Here is a 22,033-nt window from a genome sequence, read left to right as displayed (position 1 = left end):
GCCATGAACGGCACGTCCACCGCCCTGATCGTCGTCGGTCTCTTCCTGGTCGGCGGCATCATCTCCTTCGTCAAGCAGCAGATGCCCCGCAGCCTGATCGTGCTGCTCTCGATCGGCGCCGCGATGTGTCTCGTCGCGGGCGCCATGCGGCTGGAGGTGTGGAACTGATGAGCGGCCCCGCCGGAAAGAGGCGCAACGTCGTCGTCTTCGACTACGGCTTCGGCAACGTCCGCTCCGCCGAGCGCGCCCTCGCGCGCGCCGGCGCCGACGTCGAGATCACCCGCGACTACGACCGGGCGATGAACGCCGACGGGCTGCTGGTGCCCGGCGTCGGCGCGTTCGCCGCCTGTATGAAGGGCCTGAAGGAGGCCCGCGGCGACTGGATCGTCGAGCGGCGTCTGGCGGGCGGCCGCCCGGTGATGGGGATCTGCGTCGGCATGCAGATCCTGTTCGCGCGCGGCATCGAGCACGGCGTGGAGACCGAGGGCCTCGACGAGTGGCCCGGCACGGTCGGGCCGCTGCAGGCCGACGTCGTGCCCCACATGGGCTGGAACACCGTGGACGCCCCGGCCGGCTCCGAACTCTTCGCCGGCCTCGACGCGGACGCCCGGTTCTACTTCGTGCACTCCTACGCGGTCCACGACTGGACCCTGGAGATCCACAACCCGCTGCTGCACGCCCCGAAGGTGACCTGGTCGACGCACGGCAAGCCCTTCGTCGCCGCCGTGGAGAACGGCGCGCTGTGGGCCACGCAGTTCCACCCCGAGAAGTCCGGCGACGCCGGCGCCCAGCTCCTCACCAACTGGATCGGAACCCTGTGAGCACGCTCGAACTCCTCCCCGCCGTCGACGTCCGTGACGGCCGGGCCGTCCGCCTCGTGCACGGCGAGTCCGGCACCGAGACCTCGTACGGCTCCCCCCTGGAGGCCGCCCTCGCCTGGCAGCGGTCCGGTGCGCGGTGGCTGCACCTGGTGGACCTGGACGCCGCCTTCGGCACCGGCGACAACCGGGAGCTGGTCGCCGAGGTGACCCGGGCGATGGACATCCGGGTGGAGCTGTCCGGGGGCATCCGTGACGACGCCACGCTGGCCGCGGCCCTGGCCACCGGCTGCACCCGGGTCAACCTGGGCACCGCGGCCCTGGAGAGCCCCGAGTGGGTCGCCAAGGTCATCGCCGAGCACGGCGACAAGATCGCCGTCGGTCTCGACGTGCGGGGCACCACCCTGCGCGGCCGCGGCTGGACCCGGGACGGCGGCGACCTCTACGAGACGCTGGCGCGCCTGGACCGCGAGGGCTGCGCCCGCTACGTGGTGACCGACATCGCCAAGGACGGCACGCTCCAGGGCCCCAACCTGGAACTGCTGAGGAACGTCTGCGCGGCCACCGACCGGCCGGTCGTGGCGTCCGGCGGGGTGTCCTCCCTGGATGACCTGCGCGCCCTGGCCGGTCTGGTGCCCCTCGGTGTCGAGGGCGCCATCGTCGGGAAGGCCCTGTACGCGAAGGCGTTCACTCTGGAAGAGGCCCTGGAGGCTACATCTTGAAAAGGGACACGGTGTCATGACGTCCGAAGCCGTGCGGCGCGTGCAGAGTGGAAGTCCCTGGGAGGAGTCCTTCGGTTTCGCCCGTGCCGTCGCGGTGGGCGACCGGGTACTGGTGGGCGGCACCACGTCTTTCCGGGGGTCGGTGCTGTACGGGGAGGGCGACCCGTACGAGCAGGCGAAGGTGGCGTTCACCGGTGCCGTCGAGGCGATCGCGGAGTTCGGGCTCGGCGTCGAGTCCGTGATCCGTACCCGCATGTACCTGAGCCACGCCCGGGACGTGGACGCCGTGGGCCGCGCGCACAAGGAGCTGTTCGACTCCGTGCGCCCGGTGGCGACCCTGCTGGTCGTCGACGGTTTCGTCGACCCGCGCATCCTGGTCGAAGTAGAAGTAGAAGCATTCAGAGGACGTTAGAGGAGCCGGTTTCATGACCCTGGCGGTCCGAGTCATCCCCTGCCTGGACGTGGACAACGGCCGGGTCGTCAAGGGCGTCAACTTCCAGAACCTGCGCGACGCGGGCGACCCCGTCGAGATGGCCAAGGTGTACGACGCCGAGGGCGCCGACGAGCTGACGTTCCTGGACATCACCGCGTCCTCGGGCGATCGCGAGACGACGTACGACGTGGTGCGCCGCACCGCCGAGCAGGTGTTCATCCCGCTCACGGTCGGTGGCGGGGTGCGTTCCCCCGAGGACGTCGACAAGCTGCTGCGGGCCGGCGCCGACAAGGTGGGCGTCAACACCGCCGCCATCGCCCGCCCGGAGCTGATCCGGGAGATCGCCGAGCGGTTCGGCAGCCAGGTGCTGGTGCTGTCCGTGGACGCCCGGCGCACCGAGTCGGGTGCCTTCGAGGTCACCACCCACGGCGGCCGCCGCGGCACCGGCATCGACGCCGTCGAGTGGGCGCACCGGGCCGCCGAACTGGGCGCGGGCGAGATCCTGCTGAACTCGATGGACGCGGACGGCACCAAGGACGGCTACGACCTGGAGATGATCCGGGCCGTCCGCAAGCACGTCACGGTCCCGGTGATCGCCTCCGGCGGCGCCGGCCGGCTCGCCGACTTCCCGCCCGCCGTCGAGGCGGGCGCGGACGCGGTGCTGGCGGCGTCGGTCTTCCACTTCGGCGACCTGCGGATCGGCGAGGTCAAGCAGGTACTGCGCGAGGCGGGCCACCCGGTGCGGTGACCGCTCGCCCGGCGTGAGCCGTGAGCCCCGGCCGGTGGACGGCCGGGGCTTTTCGCCGCCCTGATGAGAAAGAGAAGTTGCGCAAAATCGGTTGCGCAATTTTTCTTTCGTAATCTACGGTGGCGGCATGACGGACAAGGAGAGAGACCGCCGCATCACCGACCTGGGCACGCTCAAGGCACTCGCCCACCCACTGCGCATGCAGCTCTACCGGGGCCTGACCATCGCGCGCGCCGCCACCGCCTCCCAGCTCGCCGAACAGGTGGACGAGGCCGTCTCCCTGGTCAGCTACCACCTGCGCAAGCTCGCCGAGCACGGTCTGATCGAGGAGGCCGAGCCGCGCAGCGCGGACGCCCGGGAACGCTGGTGGCAGCCCGCCTCGGACGGCGTCAGCATCCGCGACGAGGACTTCCGCGACGCCCCCGAGAAGGCGGCCGCGCGCACCGCCGCCAGCCGGCTCTTCTTCGAGCAGCGCGCCGACATGTACCGCCGCTTCCTCGACGAGCGCGCCCACTGGAGCGCCGCGTGGAACACGGCCGCCGAGTCCTCCGAGTCCCTCCTGCGGCTCACCCCGGACGAACTCGCCGAGCTCGACAAGGACATGCTCGCCCTCGTCCGCAGGTACGAGGAGCGGGGCCGGGCCGCCGAGGCCGCCGGTGACACCGAGGGCCGCGAGAACGTCGCGGTGCACACGTACGCGTTCCCGTTCCGCCCCTGAGGACCCGAGGAGAACCGGCCATGCCTTCGACCCTCACGGCCGCGGCCGCCCCGGAGAGCGAGCGCGCCGCCCACCGCGACCCCGACGTCCTGCGCTGGCTCGGCGGGTTCGCCTCCTCGGCCGTCGGCGACAACGTCTACTACATCGCCCTGTCCTGGGCCGCCGTGCAGTCCGGTACGGCCGCGCAGGCGGGGCTGGTCACGGCCGCCAGTGCGCTGCCGCGCGCCCTGCTGATGCTCGGCGGGGGAGTCGTCGCCGACCGGTACGGTCCGCGCCGGGTGGTCCTCGGCAGCACGGCGGTGCGCTGCGCGCTGGTCCTCGCGGCGGCCGGGCTGCTCTTCGCCACCAGCCCCGGGCTGTGGGTGCTGGGCGCGGTGGCCGTGCTGTTCGGCGTCGTCGACGCGGTGTTCCTGCCCGCCGCCGGCGCCCTGCCCGCCCGGATCGCGGGTCCGGGGCAGCTCGCCCGGGTCCAGGGCATGCGGGGCCTCGCCGTCCGCCTCGCGAACGTCCTCGGCGGCCCGCTGGGCGGCCTCGGGGTCGCCCTGGGCGGCACCGCGGGCGCCTTCGGCCTCGCCGCCCTCCTGATGGGCGTGTCCCTGCCTCTGCTGCTCGGGGTGCGCGTGCGCCGGCTCGCCCCGCAGGACGTCCGGCCCCGCGACCGGGCCCTGGCCGAGCTGCGGGACGGGCTGCGGCACGTCCGGCGGGATCCGGTACTGCGCCCGCTCGTGCTCGCCGCCGCCCTGAACGACCTCGGCTTCGTCGGCCCGATGAACCTGGGGCTCACCCTCCTCGCCCAGCAGCGCCACTGGGGCTCGGCCGGCCTCGGCCTGGTGCTCGCCGGGTTCGGCACCGGCGCCGGGGCCGCCTCGCTGCTGCTCACCTGGCGCGGCCGGGTGCCCCGCGCCGGCGTCGTGACCGGGACGGTGACCCTGCTCTCGGCGGGTGCCGTCGCGGCCCTCGCCCGGGTACCGGGCGTCCCCGCCGCCGTCGGCGTCGCCCTGGTCGTCGGTCTGACCGCAGGGCTGTCCGGGGCCCTGTGCGGCGCGCTGGTGCAGACCCGGGCCGGCGCGGCCTACCTCGGCCGGGTCACCGCCGTCTCCACCCTGGTCGGCTTCGGCGTCGCCCCGCTCACCTTCCCCGTGGTCGGCTGGAGCGTCGCGCAGTGGGGCACCGGCCCGGTCTTCGCGGCCTGCGCGGCGGTGAGCGGGCTCGGCGGGGCCGTCGTCCTGGGCGTCCGGGACCTGCGGCGCGCGGAACTGCCCCGCTGAGTCACCGGCTCAGATGCCGAGCTGCTTGCTGCCGTGCAGCCGCTCCACGGCCTCCTGCTCGCCGTCCAGATCCACCTTGGCGGCGTCCTGCCGGCCGTACAGGAACAGCAGCAGTTCGGAGGGCTCGCCGGTCACCGTGACCACCGGGGTGCCCCGGTCGGCGACCACCGTACGGCCGTCCGGGCGACGCAGCACCAGCCCGGTCGGCGCGCCCCGGCCCATCAGCCGCGCGGTGCGCTCCAGCCGGGACCACAGCGCGTCCTGGAACACCGGGTCCAGCTCGCGCGGCGTCCAGTCAGGCTGCGCGCGGCGCACGTCCTCGGCGTGCACGTAGAACTCCGTCGTGTTCGACATCTCGTCGATCTGCTTGAGCTGGAAGGGCGAGAAACGGGGTGGACCGGTACGGATCAGCTGGATCAGCTCCTCGTACGGCTTTCCGGCGAACTCCTCCATCGCCCGGTCCAGCCGGGGAGCGAGCTGCTTGAGGAGGAGGCCCCCGGCCGCGTCCAGACGGCGCTCGCGGACCACCACGTGGGCGGCCAGATCACGGGTCTGCCAGCCCTCGCAGAGGGTCGGGGCCTCGGGACCGGCGGTCTCCAAGAGGTCGGCGAGCAGGAGCCGTTCACGCTTGGCGAAGGTCGACATACCGTCAGCCTACGACCGCGGCCGCGGTCCGCCCAGTGGACGCCGCGCCGTCACCGCCAGTGGCGCACGGCACAATGGCCGTCATGACCAGCACGACCGGCACCCCACGGCCCAGCAGCCTCGACCCGGAGATCGCCGCCCGCCTCCGGCGCAGCCCCGACGGCCTCCTGCCCGCCATCGCCCAGCAGTACGACACCGGCGAGGTGCTGATGCTCGGCTGGATGGACGACGAGGCGCTGCACCGCACCCTGACCACCGGCCGGTGCACCTACTGGTCCCGCAGCCGCCAGGAGTACTGGGTCAAGGGCGACACCTCCGGCCACTTCCAGTGGGTGAAGTCCGTCGCCCTGGACTGCGACGCCGACACCGTCCTGGTCAAGGTCGACCAGGTCGGCGCCGCCTGCCACACCGGAGCGCGCACCTGCTTCGACGCCGACGTGCTGCGCGAGGACGACCACGGCGGCCCGGCCGCCGACGATCAGTAAGGTCAGCCGCCATGGACCTCGACACCTTCCGCAAGCTGGCCACCGACCGGCGCGTCATCCCGGTCACCCGCAAGCTCCTCGCCGACGGCGACACCCCCGTCGCGCTCTACCGCAAGCTCGCGGCCGAGCGCCCCGGCACCTTCCTGCTGGAGTCCGCGGAGAACGGCCGTTCGTGGTCCCGGTACTCCTTCGTCGGCGTGCGCAGCGCCGCCACCCTCACCTCCCGTGACGGCCTGGCCCACTGGCTCGGCGCCCCGCCCGTCGGCGTCCCCGTCGACGGCGACCCGCTGGCCGCCCTGCGCGCCACCGTCGAGACCCTGCACACCCCCCGCCAGGAGGGCCTGCCGCCCTTCACCGGCGGCATGGTCGGCTACCTCGGCTACGACATCGTGCGCCGCCTGGAGAAGATCGGCCCCGGCGAACGCGACGACCTGCGGCTGCCCGAGCTGACCATGCTCCTCACCAGCGACCTCGCCGTCATGGACCACTGGGAGGGCTCGGTCCTGCTGATCGCCAACGCGATCAACCACAACGACCTGGACACCGGCGTCGACGAGGCCTACGCCGACGCCGTGGCCCGCCTGGACGCCATGGAGGCCGACCTCTCCCGCCCGGTCGCCCAGCCGCCCGCCGTCCTGCCGCCCTCCGAACTGCCCGAGTACACCGCCCGCTGGGGCGGGACGGACTTCCAGGCGGCCGTCGAGGACATCAAGGAGCGCATCCGGGCCGGCGAGGCCTTCCAGGTGGTCCCCTCCCAGCGCTTCGAGACCCCCTGCACCGCGAGCGCCCTCGACGTCTACCGGGTCCTGCGGGCCACCAACCCGTCGCCGTACATGTACCTGTTCCGCTTCCCCCACGAGGACGGAACGGCCTTCGACGTCGTCGGATCCTCGCCCGAGGCGCTGGTGAAGGTCGAGGGCGGCACCGCGATGGTCCACCCCATCGCCGGCACCCGGCACCGCGGCGCCACCCCGGCCGAGGACCAGGCCCTCGCCGACGAACTGCTCGCCGACCCCAAGGAACGCGCCGAGCACCTCATGCTCGTCGACCTCGGCCGCAACGACCTGGGCCGGGTCTGCGAGCCCGGCTCCGTCGAGGTCGTCGACTTCATGTCCGTCGAGCGCTACTCGCACGTGATGCACATCGTCTCCACCGTCACCGGCAGGGTCGCCGCCGGCCGCACCGCCTTCGACGTCCTCACCGCCTGCTTCCCGGCCGGCACCCTCTCCGGGGCGCCCAAGCCGCGCGCGATGCAGATCATCGACGAACTGGAGCCGTCCCGGCGCGGTCTGTACGGCGGCTGCGTCGGCTACCTGGACTTCGCCGGCGACTCCGACACCGCCATCGCCATCCGCACCGCGCTGCTGCGCGACGGCACCGCCTACGTGCAGGCCGGCGCCGGCATCGTCGCCGACTCCGACCCGGTCGCCGAGGACCAGGAGTGCCGCAACAAGGCGGCCGCGGTGCTGCGCGCCGTGCACAGCGCGGGCCGGCTCGGGAGATAGGGCGCGTATCACGTCGGCCCCGGGTGCCGGTTCGCCCGGGGTTCAGGCGATAGTGGAGTACGTGACTGCCGTACCTCACCCCCGTTCCGAACCCGCCGCCGCGTCCGCGCGGACCGGCCGCCGCACCCTCGCCGTCGCCCTGTCGGCCGGGGCGCTCGGCGCGGCCCTCGCGCTGCTCGCCACCCGGCAGCGCTGGGCGGAGGGCACCGCGACGGTGGCCGGCGGCGCCTTCCCGCTGACCGCCAGGGGCAGTGACGTCACCGGCGTCCCCGCGGCGCTCGCCATAGTGGGCCTGGCCGCCCTCGTCGCCGTCTTCGCCGTGCGCCGCACCGGCCGTCTCATGGTCTCCGCGCTGCTCGCCCTCTCCGGCGCCGGCATCGTCACCGCCGCGCTGCTCGGGGCCTCCGACAGCTCCGCGCTCGACCAGCAGGCCGCCAAGGCCTCCGGCGACACCTCCGCCACGGTGGCCGCCTTCACCCACACCGCCTGGCCGTACGCCGCGGCCGCCGGCGGCGCCCTGATCCTCCTGGCCGGACTGCTCGCCCTGCGCTACGGCCGGCTGTGGCCCGCCATGTCCGGCCGCTACGAGCGCGGCGGCGCCCCCCGGCCGCGCCGCACGGCCCGCCCGGCCGACCCGGAGCGCCCCGAGGAGATGTGGAAGGCGCTCGACCGCGGCGAGGACCCCACCGGTCCCGACCCCGATCCCGCCTGAGCCCGCACCGGCAGCGGCGGCCGGCCCGGTCCGGCCGTGCCGGTGTGGCGCATCAGACGTCAACCGGAGGCGACCCCCGCGTCCGGCACGCGCACCCGTACGGGACAATGGACGCAACGAGCGTCCCGCTCAGACCCACACGAAGCAACGAGGAGCAAGCAATGGCGGGCAGCAGCCACGGTCACACCCCGGCCGCCTGGACCGGTGTCATCATCGCCTTCATAGGTTTCTGCGTCGCGGGCGCGTTCATGGTGATGGCCAACCCCGTGGGCTTCTGGGCGGGCATGGCGGTGGTGCTGCTGGGCGGTGTCGTCGGCATGATCATGCGCTCCATGGGCCTGGGCCAGCCGAAGGACGTGGGCGCGGCGCCCCGGCCGAAGCAGGCCGCCACGCGCGAGCCCGCCGCCGTCGAGGGCTGACCGCCCCGGCTCGTCACGGCTCCCCGAGGGGCGGCCGGTCCCCCGACCGGCCGCCCCTCGGCGCCGTCCGGAACCGCACCGGGCAGAATGCGAGACGTGATCCCCTCCCGTCCGTCCGTCCGGCTCGCCCTCCCCCTCGGCGCCCTCGCGGCCGTCGCCGGGGCCTTCGCCTACGTGGCGACGGTCGACCCGAACCAGCCCGGCCACTACCCGGCCTGCCCGCTGCTGACCACCACCGGTGTCTACTGTCCCGGCTGCGGCGGACTGCGCGGCGCGCACGCCCTCGCGCACGGCGACCTCACCGCCGCGCTCCAGGACAACATCGTCGGCGTGCTCGGCCTCCTCGGCTTCGCGGTGCTGTGGACCGTCTGGGTGGTCCACGCCGCACGCGGACGGCCGCTGCGGATCGACCCCGGCCCGGTGCCGCTGTGGGGCGCCGGAGCGTTCCTGCTGGTCTTCACCGTGGTCCGCAACCTGCCCTTCGGCGGTTGGCTGCATCCGTGAGGACGGCGTGAATGTCCAGGTGGTGGGACCCGTGCCGGGCGGATGCGGGGCGCGCGCCCCGCGGCGGATACCATCGCAGTGACCATGGGCCGACCCGCGGTCGCTGAACTGTCCACCGTCAGGAAGGGGGCCGCTCGCGTGAGTGTGCTCGACGAGATCATCGACGGAGTCCGGGCCGACCTCGCGGAGCGGCAGGCGCGCGTCAGCCTCGACGAGCTCAAGGAGCGCGCGGCCAAGGCACCCGCGGCCAAGGACGGCGTCGCGGCGCTGCGCGGCGACGGCGTCAAGGTCATCTGCGAGGTCAAGCGCTCCAGCCCGTCCAAGGGCGCGCTGGCCGCCATCGCCGACCCGGCCGGACTGGCCGCCGACTACGAAGCGGGCGGCGCCGCCGTCATCTCCGTCCTCACCGAACAGCGCCGTTTCGGCGGTTCGCTGGCCGACCTGGAGGCCGTGCGCGCCCGGGTCGACATTCCCGTGCTGCGCAAGGACTTCATCGTCACCTCGTACCAGCTGTGGGAGGCCCGCGCGTACGGCGCCGACCTCGCGCTGCTGATCGTGGCCGCGCTGGAGCAGCCGGCCCTGGAGTCGCTGATCGAGCGTGCCGTCTCCATCGGCCTGACCCCGCTGGTCGAGGTGCACGACGAGGACGAGGTGGACCGCGCGGTCGACGCGGGCGCCAAGATCATCGGCGTGAACGCGCGCAACCTGAAGACCCTGGAGGTCGACCGCTCCACCTTCGAGCGCGTCGCCCCGGAGATCCCGGCGGGCATCGTCAGGGTCGCCGAGTCCGGCGTCCGCGGCCCGCACGACCTCATCGCCTACGCCAACGCGGGCGCCGACGCGGTCCTGGTCGGCGAGTCCCTGGTCACCGGCCGCGACCCGAAGACCGCGGTCGCCGACCTGGTGGCGGCGGGCGAACATCCGGCTCTGCGCCACGGCCGGGACTGATCCTCGCTAAGCTGTGCTGCGATGACCACCCTGACGGCTCTGACGGCCCGGGACCCGTACGCCCGCCTCGCGCGCGGCTGCCGGCCCCGGGGCTGCCGCGCGCCCGCGCGGCGCGTGCACGGCCGCAGGGTCCGGTACGTCATCGGAGACGAACCCGGCCAGGTCAACGGCCGTCGATGGCAGCGCCCCGCCAGGGGCGCGGGGTTCTGTTCGACGCGCGGCCGATGCCGCACGGGTGCGACCCGCCACCAGTGCGGCGCCACCGGCTGATCATCCCTGCCCCCACGGCGAACTGTGTCCCGCACACTCTCACCGTGAGGTTTCCGCATGCCCAGCACCTTCTTCATCCCTGACCCGGACGGCCAGGTCCCCAGCCCCCAGGGCTACTTCGGCGCCTTCGGCGGCAAGTTCATCCCGGAGGCCCTCGTCGCCGCCGTGGACGAGGTCGCCGTCGAGTACGACAAGGCCAAGAACGACCCCGAGTTCGCCCGGGAGCTCGACGACCTGCTGGTGAACTACACCGGCCGGCCCAGCGCGCTGACCGAGGTCCCGAGGTTCGCCGAACACGCCGGCGGCGCCCGGGTGTTCCTCAAGCGCGAGGACCTCAACCACACCGGCTCCCACAAGATCAACAACGTGCTCGGCCAGGCCCTGCTCACCAAGCGCATGGGCAAGACCCGCGTCATCGCCGAGACCGGCGCCGGCCAGCACGGCGTCGCCACCGCCACCGCCTGCGCCCTGTTCGGCCTCGACTGCACCATCTACATGGGCGAGATCGACACGCAGCGGCAGGCCCTGAACGTGGCCCGGATGCGGATGCTCGGCGCCGAGGTCATCGCCGTGAAGTCCGGCAGCCGCACCCTGAAGGACGCCATCAACGAGGCGTTCCGTGACTGGGTCGCCAACGTCGACCGCACGCACTACCTGTTCGGCACCGTCGCCGGCCCCCACCCCTTCCCGGCCATGGTCCGCGACTTCCACCGGGTCATCGGCGTCGAGGCCCGCCGCCAGCTCCTGGAGCGGGCCGGCCGGCTGCCCGACGCCGCCGTCGCCTGTGTCGGCGGCGGCTCCAACGCGATCGGCCTCTTCCACGCCTTCCTCCCCGACGCGGACGTCCGCCTCATCGGCTGCGAGCCGGCAGGACACGGTGTGGAGACCGGCGAGCACGCGGCCACCCTGACCGTCGGCGAGCCCGGCATCCTGCACGGCTCCCGCTCCTACGTTCTCCAGGACGAGGAGGGCCAGATCACCGAGCCGTACTCGATCTCGGCGGGCCTGGACTACCCGGGCATCGGCCCCGAGCACGCCTACCTCAAGGACAGCGGCCGCGCCGAGTACCGGGCCGTCACCGACGACGCCGCCATGCAGGCGCTGCGCCTGCTGTCCCGCACCGAGGGCGTCATCCCGGCCATCGAGTCCGCGCACGCGCTGGCCGGCGCGCTGGAGATCGGCCGGGAACTCGGCCCCGAGGGGCTGATCGTGGTCAACCTGTCCGGCCGCGGCGACAAGGACATGGACACGGCCGCCCGGTACTTCGGCCTGTACGACACCGACGCCGAGGTGGCGGCCGACGCCGCCGACACCGCCGAGATCGAGGGGGACGCCAAGTGAGCGGGAACACGCAGCTGCTGTCGGACACCCTCGCCGCCGCCAGGGCGGAGGGACGCGCCGCGCTCATCGCCTATCTGCCGGCCGGCTTCCCGACCGTCGACGGCGGCATCGAGGCGGTCAAGGCCGTCCTGGACGCCGGCGCCGACGTCGTCGAGGTGGGGCTGCCGCACAGCGACCCCGTCCTGGACGGACCCGTCATCCAGACCGCCGACGACATCGCCCTGCGCGGCGGCGTGAAGATCGCCGACGTGATGCGCACGGTCCGCGAGGCGTTCGCGGCGACCGGCAAGCCGGTCCTGGTCATGACGTACTGGAACCCCATCGACCGCTACGGCGTCGAGCGGTTCACCGCCGAGCTGGCCGAGGCGGGCGGCGCCGGGTGCATCCTGCCCGACCTGCCCGTGCAGGAGTCGGCGCTGTGGCGGGAGCACGCCGAGAAGCACGGCCTCGCGACGGTCTTCGTCGTGGCGCCCAGCAGCAGGGACGAGCGGCTGCGCGAGATCACCGCGGCCGGCAGCGGCTTCGTCTACGCCGCCTCCCTGATGGGGGTCACCGGTACCCGCGCGTCGGTGGGCGCGCAGGCCGAGGACCTGGTCGCGCGCACCCGGGCCACCGGCACCGCGCTGCCCGTCTGCGTCGGCCTCGGCGTCTCCGACGCCGGCCAGGCCGCCGAGGTGGCCGGCTTCGCCGACGGTGTGATCGTCGGCTCGGCGTTCGTCAAGCGGATGCTCGACGCGCCCGACGAGGCGGCCGGCCTGCGGGCCGTCCGGGAACTCGCGGACGCGCTGGCCAAGGGCGTACGCGGCGACGCCTGAGCGACATCACCCGAAGGGGTGGACCTTGGACCGGGGAGGCACGGTGCGCCTCCCCGGTTCGTTTCCGGGGTGTGAGCGAGAAGAACCGTGAGGGAAAGCGCACCGCCCGGGAACGGCTGGCGGCCGAGCGCGAGAAGCAGAAGGCCGCCGAGAAGCGCCGGCGCACACTGATCGTGGGGGCGAGCGTCGTCGGCGTGCTGGGCCTGGCGGCGGTGATCGGCGTCGTCGCCGCGAACGCCGGCAAGGACGACGGCGGCGAGAACGCGGCCGGTCCGGTCGTCGCGCCCTCGGGCGCGCAGGGCGAGGACGCCCTGGCCATCCCGGTCGGCGAGGCCGGAGCCAGCTCCACGCTCACGGTGTGGGAGGACTTCCGCTGCCCGGCCTGCAAGAACTTCGAGGACACCTACCGCTCGACGGTCCACGAGCTGACCGAGGCCGGCAAGCTCAAGGTGGAGTACCACCTGGCGACGATCATCGACGGCAACATGGGCGGCTCCGGCTCGCGCAACGCGGCCAACGCCGCCGCCTGCGCCCAGGACGCCGGCAAGTTCACCGCGTACCACGACGTGCTGTACGAGAACCAGCCCGCGGAGACCGACGACGCGTTCAGCGACAACGCCCGCCTGCTGGAACTGGCCGGCAAGGTCGACGGCCTGGACACCCCGGCCTTCCGCGCCTGCGTCGAGCAGGGCACCCACAACAGCTGGGTCGCCAAGTCCAACGAGGCGTTCCGCAGCGGCGGCTTCACCGGCACCCCGACCGTGCTCTTCAACGGCAAGAACATCTACCAGGACCAGACGATGACCCCGGCCAAGCTGAAGAAGATGGTGCAGGAGGCCGCCCAGGGGTGAGCGCACCGGCCGTCCCCGTTATGGAGCCGTAGCCGGGCCGCCTGCCCCGGGTTCGGCGGGGCACGGTAGCGTCGACCTTGCCATGGAACTTGCCTACATTCCCAGCCCGTCGCGCGGGGTCGTGCACCTCGGACCGCTTCCGCTGCGCGGCTACGCCTTCTGCATCATCATCGGTGTCTTCGTCGCGGTCTGGCTCGGCAACAAACGCTGGGTCGCCCGCGGCGGACGGGCCGGCACGGTGGCCGACATCGCCGTCTGGGCGGTGCCCTTCGGCCTGCTCGGCGGCCGGCTCTACCACGTGATCACCGACTACGAGCTGTACTTCAGCGAGGGCCGGAACTGGGTGGACGCCTTCAAGATCTGGGAGGGCGGACTCGGTATCTGGGGCGCGATCGCCCTCGGCGCGGTCGGCGCGTGGATCGGCTGCCGGCGCCGGGGCATCCCGCTGCCCGCCTACGCCGACGCCGTGGCCCCCGGCATCGCGCTCGCCCAGGCGTTCGGGCGCTGGGGCAACTGGTTCAACCAGGAGCTGTACGGCCGGGAGACCGACCTGCCCTGGGCCCTGCACATCACCTCCGCCGCGGACGGCCGGGTGCCGGGCTACTACCACCCGACGTTCCTCTACGAGTCGCTGTGGTGCATCGGTGTCGCGCTGCTGGTCATCTGGGCCGACCGGCGTTTCCAGCTGGGTCACGGGCGGGCCTTCGCGCTGTACGTCGCCGCGTACTGCGCGGGCCGGTTCTGGATCGAGTACATGCGGGTCGACGACGCCCACCACATCCTCGGGCTGCGGCTGAACAACTGGACCGCGCTGTTCGTGTTCCTGCTGGCGGTGGCGTACATCGTGATCTCGGCGAGGAAGCGGCCGGGCCGTGAGGAGATCGTCGAACCGGGCGCCGCCGACGACGCTCCGGCCGGGGAAGCGGCCGGGACGACGAAGAAGACGGCGGACACCGAAGCGACGACGGACGTCGAGGTCGAGCCGGACGCCACGAAGAAGACCGACGGCGGGAAGAAGGCCGACGGCGGGAAGAAGACCGGCGCCGCGAAGAAGACCGGCGCCGAGGAGAAGCCGGATCTCGGCAAGAAGACGGACCTCGGCAGGACGGACGCGGACGTCGAGAAGGAGACGGAAGCCGCGCGGGACGCCGACGGTGCCTCCGCCGGGGAGAAGAAGGACGAGGCCGAGTCGGCCAGCGGGAAGAGCTGACCGCCGGTTCCACGGCTGAGAGGGCGTCCGGGCCCAGGGCGGCGGCAGCCGCGCGGAGGGCCCCGGGCGCCCTTCGCCGTGTCCGCCCCCGCGTTCGTCCGGGGCCGGTGTCAGCGGTCGTGGGCGAGCAGGAGCGCGCGGCGGGCCGCCGCCACGGTCGCCGCGTCGACGAACGTGCCGTCCGGGAGGGCCTGGGCGCCCGGTTCCGCCTCCGCCGCCTTGACGATCTGCTCCGCCCGTTCGATCTCCTCCGGGGTGGGCAGATAGGCGCGTTCGATCACCGGCAGCTGGCGGGGATGGATGGCCGCACGGCCCAGGAACCCCAGGGCGCGACCGTGGGCGCACCCCGCGGCAAGGGCCTCCAGATCCCGGATGTCGGGGTGCACGGACTGGGGCGGCGGTGGCAGGCCGGCCGCCCGGGCCGCGACCACGATCCGGGAGCGCGGGTGGTCCAGGCCCCGGTCGTCCACCAGCCCCAGGTCGGCCCGGAGGTCGGCCTCGCCCAGACAGACGCCGCTGACCCGGGGGTGCGCCGCGGCGATCGCGTAGGCGTGCTCGACCCCCAGGGCGGTCTCCAGCAGGGCGTACAGCGGCGGCGGGTCGCCGTCGCCGGGCGTGACGGCCTGCGCGGTGCGGGTGATCTGCTGCGGGCTGCTCACCTTCGGCAGGCGCAGGCCGGACAGGCCGGGCAGTGGTGCCAGCGCCTCCAGATCGGCGGCGCAGTACGGGGTGTCCAGAGCGTTGACACGGACGTGGACCGGGACGGGCTGGGGGACCACGAGCCGGTCCGCGGTGGCCGCCCGGGCGTAGTCCTTCCGGTCGGGCGCGACCGCGTCCTCCAGGTCGACGATGACGACGTCGGCGCCCGCGGCGAGCGCCTTGGTGACCACCGCCGGGCGGTCGCCCGGGACGTACAGCCAGGTCAGCGGGGGTCTCACAGGGCACCCTCCGAGCGCAGGGCGGCCAGCTCGGCCGGGGTCAGGCCGAGTTCGGTGAGGACGGCGTCCGTGTCGGCGCCGTGCGGGCGTCCCGCCCAGCGGATCGCGCCGGGCGTCTCGGACAGCCGGAACAGGACGTTCTGCAGGCGCAGGGGGCCCAGCTCCGGGTCGTCGACGGTGGTGATCGTGGCGAGGGCGGCGTACTGGGGGTCGGTCATCACGTCCCGCACGTCCTGCACCGGTGCGACGGCCGCCTCCGCCTTCTCGAAGGCGGCCAGGACCTCGTCGCGGGGGCGGGCTGCGATCCAGCCGCCCACCGCCTCGTCCAGGACGTCGGAGTGCCCGGCGCGCCCGGCACCCGTGGCGAACCACGGCTCGTCGACCAGGTCCGGGCGGCCGACCAGGCGCATTACGCGCTCCGCGACGGACTGGGCGGAGGTGGAGACGGCGACCCAGGTGCCGTCGGCGGTGCGGTAGGTGTTGCGCGGGGCGTTGTTGGCGGAGCGGTTGCCGGTGCGCGGCTGGACGTGGCCGAGCTGGTCGTACCAGGTGGGCTGGGGGCCGAGGACGGCCAGGATCGGCTCGATGATCGCCATGTCGACGACCTGGCCCCGGCCGGTGCTCTCGCGGGCGGCCAGAGCGGTCATGACCGCGTAGGCCGTGGTCAGGCCGGCGATGGAGTCGGCGAGGCCGAACGGGGGCAGCGTCGGGGGCGCGTCCGGTTCCCCGGTGATCGCGGCGAAGCCGCTCATGGCCTCCGCGAGCGTGCCGAAGCCGGGCCGGTGGGAGTAGGGGCCGAACTGGCCGAAGGCGGTGACCCGGGCCAGGACCAGCCGGGGGTTGGCGGCGGAGAGTTCCGCCCAGCCCAGGTCCCACTTCTCCAGGGTGCCGGGGCGGAAGTTCTCGATGACGACGTCGGCGGTCTCGGCGAGGCGGAGCAGGGTGGCGCGGCCGCCGCGGGTGGACAGGTCCAGGGTCATGGTGCGCTTGTTGCGGCCGAGGACCTTCCACCACAGGCCCGCCCCGTCCTTGGCGGGGCCGTGGCCCCGGGACGGGTCCGGCTTCGCGGGGTGCTCGACCTTGATGACCTCCGCCCCGAAGTCACCGAGCAGGGTGGCGGCCAGCGGACCGGCGAAGAGGGTGGCGAGGTCGAGGACGCGCAGGCCGGCCAGCGGAGGGCGGGCCGCCGACGCACGGTACGGGGGAGGGTCGGCCGGGGACGGGGCCAGGGGCGTGTCGGTCATGGGCGGGCTGCCTCCCGGTGGGTGAGGTGGGCCAGGGTGTCGAAGCCGATGCCGTCGAAGCCGGCGACGGAGGTGGCCAGACGGTTCTTGAGCGGTGCCGTCCAGCGCTCGGGGAGCGCGGTCGGGGAACCGGCCAGCAGGGCGGCGAGCGAGCCCGCCGTGGCACCGTTGGAGTCGGTGTCCCAGCCGCCCGACACGGCACGGCAGACCGCGCCGGGGAAGTCGCCGTGGGAGTGGGTGAGCGCGGCGGCGATCAGCGCGGTGTTGGGGACGGCGTGGACCCAGTGGTGACGGGGGGCGTGGGTGGCGTGGAGCGCGTCGACGACCGCCTCGAAGTCCTCGTGCGCACGGGCCAGTCCGACGGCGTGGGTGACGGCCAGCGCCAGCCGGGAGCGGGGCGGGACCACGCTCAGGCCGGTGCGCAGCACCGCGTGCACGTCCCGGTCGCCGGTGGCCGCCGCGGCGATCGCGGCGGCCGTGAACATCGCCGCGTAGACGCCGTTCGCGGTGTGGCTGAGGACCGCGTCGCGGTACGCCTGTTCGGCGGCGGAGGCCGGGTCGCCCGGGTTGGTCCAGCCGTGCACGTCGGCGCGGATCAGCGCGCCGATCCACTCGCGGAAGGGGTTGCGATGGCGGGCCGTGTGCGGGGGCTCGATGCCGCACAGGAGGTTGCGGTAGGCGATCCGTTCGGCGGTGAAGGTGCGCGCGGCGGGGAGTTCCGCCAGCCAGAGGCCGGCCACGTCCTCGGTGGTGAAGGCGCGGCCGTGGCGCTGGAGCAGGAGGAGGTTCAGCAGCGGGTAGTTGAGGTCGTCGTCCTCGGGCATGCCGTCGATGTTCTCGGCGAGGGAGGTGGCGGCCGAGCGGCGGTTCCAGGGGTGGGCGTCCAGGAGGGCGCGGGGGACACCGGTCGCGGTGAAGTACGCGGCGAGCGGCCAGTTGCCGGCGGCCCGCGCCAGCGCGCGGATGGCGGTGAGGGGAAGCTTCTCGACGGGTTTGCCGAGCAGGCAGCCCGCGGCCCGGCCCAGCCAGGCGGCTTCGGCGCGGGCGGGGTCCAGGGCGGTGGGAGGGCCCGCCGGCCGGGTCGGCCAGTCCGGGCAGAGCGCCTTGATCCGCTCCAGGCCGGTCGGCTCGTCGTCCGCCAGCGCGCTGGGCAGCTCGGCGAGTTCGTCCAGCAGGTCCTCGGCGAGCCGGCGCAGGTACCGGGACGGCGGGTGCGGCGAGGCGCCCGCACGCTCGGGTGCCGGGGGCCCGCCCGCCGCCGCCCAGCGGGCCGCGACGGCCGACGGCTCACGGCCGTCCAGGGCGGCCTGACGCAGTTCGTGGCCGAGCAGGTCCTCCGGCTGCACCCAGGTCAGGCGGAGCATTCCGGGCCTCCGAGGGCGGTGACGGCCGCCTCGTGGGCGCGCCGGCGGCGGACGTCCTTGGCGTGGATCTCCCGGGCCACCCCGGCCAGGGTGCGCGCGGGTTCCCAGAGATCCAGGCGGCTGGCCCGTGCGACCTGCTCGGCCCACTCGCGCGGGGGCGGCGAGCCGAGCGCGCCGGCCAGGGCGCCGGCCATGGTGGCGATCGAGTCGCAGTCCCGGCCGTAGTTGACCGAGCCCAGCACCGCCCGGCGGTGGTCGCCGCCCGCCACCAGCAGCATGCCGAGGGCGACGGGGAGTTCCTCGATCGAGTGCAGCCGGGAGGGGCGGCGGGCGCCCAGGGAGGGACTGCGGTAGTCCGGCCCGACCGTGTCGTAGGGGGCCACGGCCTCGCGCAGGGGCCGCAGGGCGGACTCGAAGTCCTGATGCCCGCGGGCCGCTTCGCAGACCCGGTCGACGGCCTCGCGGGTGCCGTCCTTGGCCAGGGCCAGACAGGCCGAGACGACCGACTCCGGTGTCGCCCCGGGGGCGCAGGCCGCCGCGACCGCCGCCGCGAACACACCGGCCGCCTCACGGCCGTACGACGACTGGTGGGCGCCGGCGATGTCCAGTGCCTCGGCGTACGCGGCCCTCGGGTCGGCGGCGTTGACCAGGCCCACCGGGGCCATGTACATCGCCGCGCCGCAGTTGACGATGTTGCCGACGCCGGCCTCGCGGGGATCGGCATGGCCGTAGTGGAGGCGGGCCACCAGCCACTTCTCCGCCAGGAAGACGCGGTGCAGGGGCAGCGCCTCGGCCTCCAGTTCGGGGATCCAGCGCGGGGTGGTCATCAGGTCGGGGACCAGGTGGTCGGCGACGGAGTAGGCGTCGAGGTGGTCGCGGACCTCGGCGTAGACCCTGACCAGCGCGTGGGTCATCAGGGTGTCGTCGGTGACGTGTCCGTCTCCCTTGTGGTAAGGCGCCAGGGGGCGGGCGGTGCGCCACGCGTCGCCGTTCCAGGGGCCGACGACGCCGTGGATCCGGCCGCCGTGGCGTTCGAGGATCTGGTCGGGGGAGTAGCCCTCGACGGGGCCGCCGAGGGCGTCGCCGACGGCGGCGCCGACCAGGGCGTGGGTGATGCGTTCGGTCAGCGGGGGTGCGGAAGCCGCTGTCTCCGCCGGGACGTTTCCAGTTTCCGGGCTTTTGTCTGTTTCCGTCGCCATGGGGGGAATCATCCCCTTGTCGGCGGGTGGTGCGCGGCTACCAGGAGTCCGGCGAGTTCGACCAGGTCGGTACCGGTCAGGCGGGGCAGGGCGCAGCCGGAGAGTGTGCGGCAGGTGGTGCGCCAGGAGTCGGGGATCGCCGAGCCTCCGCCCAGGGCCCCGGTGAGCGCGCCGGCCAGCGCGGGGGCGGAGTCCGCGACCCGGGACAGGCAGGCGGCCGCCGGGACCGCCTCGGCGATCCGGCCGTGCGCGGCGAGGGCGAGGGCCAGCGCCACCGGGACGGTCTCCGCGGCGGCGATGCCGTAGCTGTAGACGTGGTCGACGATCTGGTGTTCCAGGAGGGGGACCAGAGCGAAGGCGCTGTCGGCGGTGCGGGCCAGGTGCAGGGCGTGGCGGGCGTTGCGGCCGATCTCGGTGGCCTCCGGGAGCTGGGTGAGCGCGGCCGTCGCGCACGCCTCCACGCCGGCTCCGGACAGGGCGAGTGAGACGGCCGCGGCCATCGCGCGGGCGCCGTGCACCCCGTCGCCGTCCTGGGTGTAGCGGGCGTCGAACTCGGCGAGGTCGGCGGCGGCGTCCGGGTCGCCGGGATGGGCCACGGCCAGCACGCAGGCGCGGACACAGGCGGCGTCGTCGAAGTAGTGGGGGTTGTCGTGGCCGGTGGCGGGCGGACGCAGGCCGGCGGCGAGGTTGCCGAGGCCGGCGCGGACGGAGATGCGGGCGCGCAGGGGGAGGACCGCGGACTCCACCTCGGGAGCGCGGTCGGCCGCGGCGGCGATCTCGTCGGCGAGGGCGTTCCAGGCGAGGTCGATCGCGGCTCGGGTGCGGCGGGCGCGGGTGAGGTCGTCGAGGGTGGTGCCGTCTCCGGCACGCAGGACCGCCTCCGCGGTGAAGGCCGCCCACTCGGCGTCGTCGGAGGGGCCGAGACGGAGCGGTTCGGGGGGCTGATTGAGGGCGATGGGGACCGGGAGGGTGGTGGTGGCGTTGTGTTCGGCGAAGGTGTCGAGTTCCCGGGTGAGGCGCCGGGTCCACTCGGGGAGGCGGCCGGCTCGGTGACGGGCGGCGGGCCAGCCGGCGGCGTCGCCCGCGGCGAGGCCGAGGAGGAGGCCGGCGACGCGTTGCCCGGTCTCGGCCTGTGGGCCGGTTTCCGTCTCGGCCCAGGTCTCGGTACCGGTTTCGGTCTTGGCCCAGGTGTCGGTTCCGGTCTCTGTCCCGGTCTTGGCCGAGGTATCGGTTCCGGTCTCGGCCCAGGTGTCGGTTCGGGTTTCGGTCTCGACCCAGGTATCGGCCCGGGTCTCCGTCTCCGTCTGAATCCCGGCCCAGGTGTCGGCCCCGGTCTCCGTCTCAGTCCCGGCCACGCCGGTATCGGCCCCGGGCCAGGTCTCACCTCCGGTGGGGTGTCTCCGGCCCTCCCGCCATCCGTCACCGGAGGGAGGGAGGAACGCCTCCACCGGTGGGGGCCACTCGCCGTTGGCGGGTGTCTGCGGGACGGGAGGTGCGCAGGGGGTGAGGCGCGTGCCGGTCTCCGGGGCGGGTTCCGGGACGGTGCCCGGCCGGGTGAGGGCCGCCGTCCGTGGGCCGGACGGTGCCAGGGCGGCGGTGGCCGGGGGCGGGGTCGTGCCCGGGGCGCTGGGCGACTCGGTCTCCGGTCCGGGATCCCCGGAGGGTTCCGGGCCGGCCGGGGGAGCGGTGGTGTCCCACGGGGTCGGTGGAGTCATCGGGCGGCCTCCGGGGGCCACTTGGCGGCCTCCTCGGGGACCAGGAGCTCGGCGACGTCCAGGATGTGGTGGCCGGCCATGGCGGGCAGGCAACTGCCTCGGGCGGGGCCGATGGCCGCGGCCCAGTCGGCGGGGATGGCGCGGGCGCCCTGACCGGCGCCGGCCAGGGCGCCCGCCACCGCCGCCGTGGTGTCCGCGTCCCGGCCCATGTTGACGGCCGTGAGCACCGCCTCCCGGAAGTCGCCGTCCGCCGCCGCGTACGCGCCGAACGCGAGGGCGACGGCCTCGGGGGCCAGGTCCGTCCAGGGATAGCCACCGATGACGACGGCCGAGCGGACGGCCCGTTCGCCGCGGTGCGCCACGGCCACCGCCCTGCGCAGTGACCGGGCCGTCCAGGAGTCGTCGGGGATCACCGCCAGCGCGGAGGCGATCACGGCGAGGAGCGGTGCCCCGGCCATGGCCGCCGCGACCCCGGCCGCGACGGCCTGGCCGCCGTAGATGCCCTCGCCGTCGTGGCTCACCGAGCCGTCGATCGCCACCAGGCGGGCCGCCTCCGCCGGGCGGCCCGCGGCGAACACCCCGAAGGGGGCCGCGCGCATGGCCAGGCCGTCGCTCCAGGCGTGCCGGTGCTGGGCGGAGATGGGGGCCGCGAGCCCCCGGCGCAGGTTCTCCAGCGTGCCCCGCTCGCTGAAGCCCGCCCCCCGGAACGGACCCTCGTCGCGGTCGGCGATCCAGGCGTGCCAGGCCGCCTCCACGTGCGCCGGGGTGAGCGCCGAGCCGTGCCGGGCCAGCAGCAGGCCCGAGAAGATCGCGTACTCGGTGTCGTCGGTGCCCGCCGGCTGCTCGGCGACGAAGCCCGTGACGCGGCCCCAGCGGGCGCGGATCTCCGACGGTTTCATGTTCTCCGCGGGGGCGCCCAGGGCGTCCCCGACGGCCAGGCCGAGCAGTGCGCCCCGGGCCCGGTCGCGCGGCGCGGTGCCGGTGCCGGGTGCCGCCACCGCGGGGACGGGGGCGATCGATGCCATGTCTCCGCCTCTCCTTTGCGGATCTGTCCCAGCGATCTGTCCCACCGTTGGCGGTTGACTGCCGCCTCGTCGGCCTCAGAGTCACCCGGTCGGTGTGCGAGGGCAGGGCCGCCCGGAGGCGCAAGCGAAGGTAAAA

At 74.3% G+C, this 22,033-nt stretch carries 25 protein-coding genes; 18 read left to right on the top strand and 7 right to left on the bottom strand.

Annotation, left to right across the window (positions count from 1 at the left end):
* Window positions 1-3: 3 nt before the first annotated feature.
* The 7 genes from ACSLTV_RS11080 (at window position 4) to ACSLTV_RS11050 (ending at window position 4,707) form a co-directional block, all read left to right on the top strand.
* The gene (locus tag ACSLTV_RS11080) at window positions 4-168 is read left to right on the top strand and encodes a hypothetical protein (RefSeq protein ID WP_432135973.1); all 165 of its coding nucleotides are present in this window, start codon (window positions 4-6) and stop codon (window positions 166-168) included.
* Window positions 168-821 carry an imidazole glycerol phosphate synthase subunit HisH gene (gene hisH / locus ACSLTV_RS11075; RefSeq protein ID WP_432135974.1) on the top strand — a complete coding sequence of 218 codons (654 nt, stop codon included), beginning with the start codon at window positions 168-170 and terminating at the stop codon, window positions 819-821. Before ACSLTV_RS11080 ends, hisH begins: the two co-directional genes overlap by 1 nt.
* Complete coding sequence (gene priA / locus ACSLTV_RS11070; protein WP_432135975.1) at window positions 818-1,540, top strand: bifunctional 1-(5-phosphoribosyl)-5-((5-phosphoribosylamino)methylideneamino)imidazole-4-carboxamide isomerase/phosphoribosylanthranilate isomerase PriA; 723 nt, start codon at window positions 818-820, stop codon at window positions 1,538-1,540. The genes hisH and priA overlap by 4 nt, the downstream gene beginning before the upstream one ends.
* 16 nt (window positions 1,541-1,556) lie before the next feature.
* Window positions 1,557-1,952, top strand: a complete 396-nt coding sequence (locus ACSLTV_RS11065; protein ID WP_432156612.1) for a RidA family protein — start codon at window positions 1,557-1,559, stop codon at window positions 1,950-1,952.
* 13 nt (window positions 1,953-1,965) lie between these two features.
* The gene (gene hisF / locus ACSLTV_RS11060; protein ID WP_432135977.1) at window positions 1,966-2,721 is read left to right on the top strand and encodes an imidazole glycerol phosphate synthase subunit HisF; all 756 of its coding nucleotides are present in this window, start codon (window positions 1,966-1,968) and stop codon (window positions 2,719-2,721) included.
* Window positions 2,722-2,848: 127 nt separating this feature from the next.
* Window positions 2,849-3,439, top strand: a complete 591-nt coding sequence (locus tag ACSLTV_RS11055; protein ID WP_432135978.1) for an ArsR/SmtB family transcription factor — start codon at window positions 2,849-2,851, stop codon at window positions 3,437-3,439.
* A 20-nt stretch (window positions 3,440-3,459) separates the two neighbouring features.
* Window positions 3,460-4,707 carry an MFS transporter gene (locus ACSLTV_RS11050; protein ID WP_432135979.1) on the top strand — a complete coding sequence of 416 codons (1,248 nt, stop codon included), beginning with the start codon at window positions 3,460-3,462 and terminating at the stop codon, window positions 4,705-4,707.
* Window positions 4,708-4,716: 9 nt separating this feature from the next.
* Here the strand turns inward: ACSLTV_RS11050 and ACSLTV_RS11045 are convergent, their stop codons facing one another.
* Window positions 4,717-5,352, bottom strand: a complete 636-nt coding sequence (locus ACSLTV_RS11045; RefSeq protein ID WP_432135980.1) for a TIGR03085 family metal-binding protein — start codon at window positions 5,350-5,352, stop codon at window positions 4,717-4,719.
* 83 nt (window positions 5,353-5,435) lie between these two features.
* Between ACSLTV_RS11045 and hisI the strand changes: the two genes are divergently transcribed.
* From hisI to lgt, 11 genes are all read left to right on the top strand, one after another.
* Complete coding sequence (gene hisI, locus ACSLTV_RS11040) at window positions 5,436-5,837, top strand: phosphoribosyl-AMP cyclohydrolase (RefSeq protein ID WP_432135981.1); 402 nt, start codon at window positions 5,436-5,438, stop codon at window positions 5,835-5,837.
* A gap of 11 nt (window positions 5,838-5,848) precedes the next feature.
* The gene (locus ACSLTV_RS11035; RefSeq protein WP_432135982.1) at window positions 5,849-7,342 is read left to right on the top strand and encodes an anthranilate synthase component I; all 1,494 of its coding nucleotides are present in this window, start codon (window positions 5,849-5,851) and stop codon (window positions 7,340-7,342) included.
* A gap of 52 nt (window positions 7,343-7,394) precedes the next feature.
* Window positions 7,395-8,054, top strand: a complete 660-nt coding sequence (locus ACSLTV_RS11030; protein ID WP_435612039.1) for a TIGR02234 family membrane protein — start codon at window positions 7,395-7,397, stop codon at window positions 8,052-8,054.
* A gap of 161 nt (window positions 8,055-8,215) precedes the next feature.
* Window positions 8,216-8,473 carry an HGxxPAAW family protein gene (locus tag ACSLTV_RS11025; RefSeq protein ID WP_432135984.1) on the top strand — a complete coding sequence of 86 codons (258 nt, stop codon included), beginning with the start codon at window positions 8,216-8,218 and terminating at the stop codon, window positions 8,471-8,473.
* A gap of 87 nt (window positions 8,474-8,560) precedes the next feature.
* Window positions 8,561-8,977, top strand: coding sequence for a DUF2752 domain-containing protein (locus tag ACSLTV_RS11020; RefSeq protein ID WP_432135985.1), 417 nt, complete (start codon window positions 8,561-8,563; stop codon window positions 8,975-8,977).
* A gap of 138 nt (window positions 8,978-9,115) precedes the next feature.
* A complete protein-coding gene (gene trpC / locus ACSLTV_RS11015; protein WP_432135986.1) occupies window positions 9,116-9,925 on the top strand; it encodes an indole-3-glycerol phosphate synthase TrpC in 810 nt (269 codons plus the stop codon).
* Window positions 9,926-9,946: 21 nt separating this feature from the next.
* Window positions 9,947-10,195, top strand: a complete 249-nt coding sequence (trpM, locus tag ACSLTV_RS11010; RefSeq protein WP_432135987.1) for a tryptophan biosynthesis modulator TrpM — start codon at window positions 9,947-9,949, stop codon at window positions 10,193-10,195.
* Window positions 10,196-10,252: 57 nt separating this feature from the next.
* Window positions 10,253-11,536 (top strand): tryptophan synthase subunit beta, encoded by a 1,284-nt coding sequence (gene trpB, locus ACSLTV_RS11005; RefSeq protein WP_432135988.1) that lies wholly within the window; start codon window positions 10,253-10,255, stop codon window positions 11,534-11,536.
* Entirely contained in the window at window positions 11,533-12,351 is an 819-nt protein-coding gene (gene trpA, locus ACSLTV_RS11000) for a tryptophan synthase subunit alpha (RefSeq protein WP_432135989.1), read from the top strand. Before trpB ends, trpA begins: the two co-directional genes overlap by 4 nt.
* A gap of 71 nt (window positions 12,352-12,422) precedes the next feature.
* Window positions 12,423-13,202 (top strand): DsbA family protein, encoded by a 780-nt coding sequence (locus tag ACSLTV_RS10995; RefSeq protein ID WP_435612038.1) that lies wholly within the window; start codon window positions 12,423-12,425, stop codon window positions 13,200-13,202.
* Window positions 13,203-13,284: 82 nt separating this feature from the next.
* A complete protein-coding gene (gene lgt / locus ACSLTV_RS10990; RefSeq protein WP_435612037.1) occupies window positions 13,285-14,412 on the top strand; it encodes a prolipoprotein diacylglyceryl transferase in 1,128 nt (375 codons plus the stop codon).
* A 110-nt stretch (window positions 14,413-14,522) separates the two neighbouring features.
* On the opposite strand, the gene ACSLTV_RS10985 is transcribed toward lgt, so the two are convergent.
* The 6 genes from ACSLTV_RS10985 to ACSLTV_RS10960 are packed head-to-tail and all read right to left on the bottom strand — an operon-like array spanning window position 14,523 to window position 21,897.
* A complete protein-coding gene (locus tag ACSLTV_RS10985) occupies window positions 14,523-15,350 on the bottom strand; it encodes an HpcH/HpaI aldolase/citrate lyase family protein (protein WP_432135992.1) in 828 nt (275 codons plus the stop codon).
* Window positions 15,347-16,594, bottom strand: coding sequence for a CaiB/BaiF CoA transferase family protein (locus ACSLTV_RS10980; RefSeq protein WP_432156608.1), 1,248 nt, complete (start codon window positions 16,592-16,594; stop codon window positions 15,347-15,349). Before ACSLTV_RS10980 ends, ACSLTV_RS10985 begins: the two co-directional genes overlap by 4 nt.
* Window positions 16,591-17,958 (bottom strand): ADP-ribosylglycohydrolase family protein, encoded by a 1,368-nt coding sequence (locus ACSLTV_RS10975; protein WP_435612036.1) that lies wholly within the window; start codon window positions 17,956-17,958, stop codon window positions 16,591-16,593. The genes ACSLTV_RS10980 and ACSLTV_RS10975 overlap by 4 nt, the downstream gene beginning before the upstream one ends.
* Complete coding sequence (locus ACSLTV_RS10970; RefSeq protein ID WP_432135995.1) at window positions 17,946-19,157, bottom strand: ADP-ribosylglycohydrolase family protein; 1,212 nt, start codon at window positions 19,155-19,157, stop codon at window positions 17,946-17,948. Before ACSLTV_RS10970 ends, ACSLTV_RS10975 begins: the two co-directional genes overlap by 13 nt.
* Before the next feature lie 8 nt (window positions 19,158-19,165).
* Window positions 19,166-20,872, bottom strand: coding sequence for an ADP-ribosylglycohydrolase family protein (locus ACSLTV_RS10965; RefSeq protein ID WP_435612035.1), 1,707 nt, complete (start codon window positions 20,870-20,872; stop codon window positions 19,166-19,168).
* Window positions 20,869-21,897, bottom strand: coding sequence for an ADP-ribosylglycohydrolase family protein (locus tag ACSLTV_RS10960; RefSeq protein WP_435612034.1), 1,029 nt, complete (start codon window positions 21,895-21,897; stop codon window positions 20,869-20,871). The genes ACSLTV_RS10965 and ACSLTV_RS10960 overlap by 4 nt, the downstream gene beginning before the upstream one ends.
* Window positions 21,898-22,033 lie beyond the last annotated feature (136 nt).

Source organism: Streptomyces sp. bgisy159 (assembly GCF_965341775.1).
Taxonomy (GTDB): domain Bacteria; phylum Actinomycetota; class Actinomycetes; order Streptomycetales; family Streptomycetaceae; genus Streptomyces.
The sequence above is the reverse complement of the archived record's forward strand: the minus strand, read 5'-3'. Positions and strand labels throughout refer to the sequence as shown.

Coding starts and splice junctions, on each gene's coding strand:
- ACSLTV_RS11080 (WP_432135973.1), top strand. CDS start 4: ATGAACGGCACGTCCACCGCCCTGATCGTCGTCGGTCTCTTCCTGGTC.
- hisH (WP_432135974.1), top strand. CDS start 168: ATGAGCGGCCCCGCCGGAAAGAGGCGCAACGTCGTCGTCTTCGACTAC.
- ACSLTV_RS11065 (WP_432156612.1), top strand. CDS start 1,557: ATGACGTCCGAAGCCGTGCGGCGCGTGCAGAGTGGAAGTCCCTGGGAG.
- hisF (WP_432135977.1), top strand. CDS start 1,966: ATGACCCTGGCGGTCCGAGTCATCCCCTGCCTGGACGTGGACAACGGC.
- ACSLTV_RS11055 (WP_432135978.1), top strand. CDS start 2,849: ATGACGGACAAGGAGAGAGACCGCCGCATCACCGACCTGGGCACGCTC.
- ACSLTV_RS11050 (WP_432135979.1), top strand. CDS start 3,460: ATGCCTTCGACCCTCACGGCCGCGGCCGCCCCGGAGAGCGAGCGCGCC.
- ACSLTV_RS11045 (WP_432135980.1), bottom strand. CDS start 5,352: ATGTCGACCTTCGCCAAGCGTGAACGGCTCCTGCTCGCCGACCTCTTG.
- hisI (WP_432135981.1), top strand. CDS start 5,436: ATGACCAGCACGACCGGCACCCCACGGCCCAGCAGCCTCGACCCGGAG.
- ACSLTV_RS11035 (WP_432135982.1), top strand. CDS start 5,849: ATGGACCTCGACACCTTCCGCAAGCTGGCCACCGACCGGCGCGTCATC.
- ACSLTV_RS11025 (WP_432135984.1), top strand. CDS start 8,216: ATGGCGGGCAGCAGCCACGGTCACACCCCGGCCGCCTGGACCGGTGTC.
- ACSLTV_RS11020 (WP_432135985.1), top strand. CDS start 8,561: ATGCGAGACGTGATCCCCTCCCGTCCGTCCGTCCGGCTCGCCCTCCCC.
- trpM (WP_432135987.1), top strand. CDS start 9,947: ATGACCACCCTGACGGCTCTGACGGCCCGGGACCCGTACGCCCGCCTC.
- trpB (WP_432135988.1), top strand. CDS start 10,253: ATGCCCAGCACCTTCTTCATCCCTGACCCGGACGGCCAGGTCCCCAGC.
- lgt (WP_435612037.1), top strand. CDS start 13,285: ATGGAACTTGCCTACATTCCCAGCCCGTCGCGCGGGGTCGTGCACCTC.
- ACSLTV_RS10980 (WP_432156608.1), bottom strand. CDS start 16,594: ATGACCGACACGCCCCTGGCCCCGTCCCCGGCCGACCCTCCCCCGTAC.
- ACSLTV_RS10975 (WP_435612036.1), bottom strand. CDS start 17,958: ATGCTCCGCCTGACCTGGGTGCAGCCGGAGGACCTGCTCGGCCACGAA.
- ACSLTV_RS10970 (WP_432135995.1), bottom strand. CDS start 19,157: ATGGCGACGGAAACAGACAAAAGCCCGGAAACTGGAAACGTCCCGGCG.
- ACSLTV_RS10965 (WP_435612035.1), bottom strand. CDS start 20,872: ATGACTCCACCGACCCCGTGGGACACCACCGCTCCCCCGGCCGGCCCG.
- ACSLTV_RS10960 (WP_435612034.1), bottom strand. CDS start 21,897: ATGGCATCGATCGCCCCCGTCCCCGCGGTGGCGGCACCCGGCACCGGC.